Source organism: Flagellimonas lutimaris (genome assembly GCF_003581615.1).
GTDB classification, from domain to species: Bacteria; Bacteroidota; Bacteroidia; order Flavobacteriales; family Flavobacteriaceae; genus Flagellimonas; species Flagellimonas lutimaris.
On sequence record NZ_QXFH01000065.1, the window covers coordinates 1 to 2,734 of the forward strand.

At 40.6% G+C, this 2,734-nt stretch carries 3 protein-coding genes; all 3 read right to left on the reverse strand.

All coding sequences use genetic code 11. The annotated features are described in order from the left end of the window. Positions 1-856: 856 nt before the first annotated feature. From D2V08_RS03200 to D2V08_RS03210, 3 genes are read right to left on the reverse strand one after another with little or no spacing between them, the layout of a single operon-like run. On the reverse strand, positions 857-1,846 hold the full coding sequence (locus tag D2V08_RS03200) for a type II toxin-antitoxin system HipA family toxin (RefSeq protein ID WP_119606665.1): 990 nt from the start codon (positions 1,844-1,846) through the stop codon (positions 857-859). Further along, positions 1,843-2,175, reverse strand: a complete 333-nt coding sequence (locus tag D2V08_RS03205; RefSeq protein WP_119606666.1) for a HipA N-terminal domain-containing protein — start codon at positions 2,173-2,175, stop codon at positions 1,843-1,845. The genes D2V08_RS03200 and D2V08_RS03205 overlap by 4 nt, the downstream gene beginning before the upstream one ends. Beyond that, entirely contained in the window at positions 2,150-2,395 is a 246-nt protein-coding gene (locus tag D2V08_RS03210; RefSeq protein WP_119606667.1) for a helix-turn-helix domain-containing protein, read from the reverse strand. The genes D2V08_RS03205 and D2V08_RS03210 overlap by 26 nt, the downstream gene beginning before the upstream one ends. Between the last annotated feature and the right edge of the window lie 339 nt (positions 2,396-2,734).

Sequence of the window (2,734 nt, forward strand, 5' to 3'; positions counted from 1 at the left end):
AAAGAAAATATAAACCAATGGTCAGCAAGGTCATTCGCACCGACAAAGAATCTGATACCGACAGTACTAAGGCCATAACCAAAAATCCGACCCACAAATTCATCTTGTTCAACAAAAGAAACTTTCGTATCAAGACCTTATGATCTTGTGACAATCTCCCATTCCTTTCAAGTGCCATAACCAGGCGTTTGGGAAAAAAGTGCGACAGCAAGAGAATTTGTATTACGAATAGTGGTGCAAAAGCGAGGGTATAGTAATCGATCATATATAAAGCTTTATGGATTCCAAGAAATTATTGACTACAGATTTTGATTCTTCATTGATCTTCCAACGCCAAATGGGCAAGACCATGGTTAGAGCAAAAGCATCCTGACGGGTCCCAAAACTATTGGACAAAACAACGCTAATTACCTGATGGTCAAAAAATAGAGCAAAAAAGGTACTTGTTCCAGGTTGGGCTCCACTGAAACTTTTTCAATCGGCCAAAAAAACGCACTTTTTTTATCAATGCCACCCAGTTGAAGTGAATTTTTGGCGAGCGTTAACGATTTGCTAACGCTTTTAAAACTTGTGTTTGTGTGAAAATCCATGGCCAAGTATCCTGACGTTATCAAATCCTGAAAAGTGTCTACCGGATAGAAAAAGCGCCTCACCCCATTATACCTCTAAGGAGAAACACGAAAGCATCGGCTTCGGATGGCACCAGTGTAACTTTCGGGAATTATCAATTCCATGAAAATCAAAACAAGATTTATGGTTTACAACCATATTCATCGAAAGATAAGAAATAGGCCATTCAGGTTAAGAAAAAGAGCTCAAAGTTCAAGAGAACGTATTGAATATCAAGTTCAACAATTTACCTTTTTAACTTCCTGAACTGTACCAAGCGTGTCTGATACGCTTGAAAGAAACTTCGTTTGGTCCTTTCATCCAGAAAAGAAGCATCTGTGAACCATTGAATCTTTTTGGATTGGGTCAACATATCTTCCATAATGGTCTCAAATTGCTTTTTATGCAATCCTATGGTATCTGAGAGTATCTTGAACTGGGATGGAATATTCGTTTGTGCCATACTTTTGGGCAAAAGACCTTCATCTAGGGCAAAGGTGTCATCATTGACGTGGATAGCAGTATTTAAAAGGTCATATGCTGGACTCAATCGATGGTCTCCAAAGGGGGTTTGCAGTATGGAAAAGTTCTTTAAATGGGCATCCCCATTGGAAAACAAATAATTGAAAACCAACAGCTTGAACATTTTGGGCATTTCCAGCTTATAGGCTGGTAAAAAGCGTTGCATCAACTCAAAAAGATCAAGATAGTTGCCTTGGTACTTATAGTCCTCACCATGGGTTTGGGGTGTTTTCCCCGCCAATGTCGCAAAATCCTCCTTGGCGAGTTTACCGCCATCCGCTCCGATGTCAAAACGTTTGGTAATGTATGCCGGCTCACCGTTCTTAAAAAAAATAAGGGCATTCTCAGCGGTTTCGATGCCATATACTTGCCGGGCAATCTGCATGGTCAAGTGCTCATTTGCGGGCATTTTATCACGACGTTTCCCTGCAAGTGGAATGGGTTTAAGGATATGGGTGCCCTTCTCCCCTTCCTTGATCAAACGCAAATGGTTCTTTTCCAACAAGACAGAATATTTTTCCTGGACCCCGGAAATCGAAATCCGCTTTCGGTTGTCTTCAAAGAGCTCTTCTGTTTCCTCGTTCGACGTCGGTGAGTCATATGGCAGTATGTGGGAGACTTTCCGATTGTTGAACACCCGCTTCAGGCAGGTCCGACTATAGGTATCATAACCTTCGGCCAAGGTTCCTGGACAATGTGTTATTTCCGGCATCATAGGTTCGATTCCATTTTTTGTACCGTTATTGCACCCACCGTGTCATAGCGGGCCGTGGTGACCAGCAACCCGAAATAATCGTCAGGGTCTATTCGCATACTTTTGCAGACCAGTTGTTTATTGCCCCCCTCAGGTAACATATTGTAAAAAAAGGGAAAGAAATGATCCGACCCATATGCTTCCCCTGATTTGGGAAGCGTAAGGCTTATGGGAGGTTTTGTTCCATCCCTGAGCCAGTCTTCCGTATAACGAAACGTATAATGACCATGGTCGTCTTGGGCAAGAACTCCTGCCCATTCCCCTTTATAATAGATCTTTGCCTGTCTCATTTCCTATTCCTGGAATTTCCTTTACCCTAAGCGTCATTTCCAATCCCAAAACATCCGCAATTTTTTCCAAGGAGGACAAGGTTGGATTGGCATCCCCCTTCTCTATCTTATACAGGGTATTGATGCCCACTTGGGCCATTTCTACGAGCTGTTCCTGGGTTATCCGCATTTGGGTGCGCCGCTCTTGAATAATATGCCCTATGTGCTGTTTGGCATTCATATTAACACACTTACATCCACACTATAATGTGGTTTTAGGGTTACATCTTATGTTTCAGTACAAAATTACATTAATTTCCACAATATAATGTGAAAATTGACATATTTTTAGTTTTTATAGATAATACACCCTTAAATTCCAAATTATAGTGTGGAATTTAAGATGTCAAATCAATTCATGTAAAAGTGGAATCAATCGTTACATTGATTTAAAGTATATCCAATATATAGATACTCTAAAACCTTCACTTACTACATTTGACTGGACATTGAGATAAGAGCATGTTGACTGTTTGAATTAACTTTGAAAACATGTCAAAACCAAAAAGAGAGTACACAA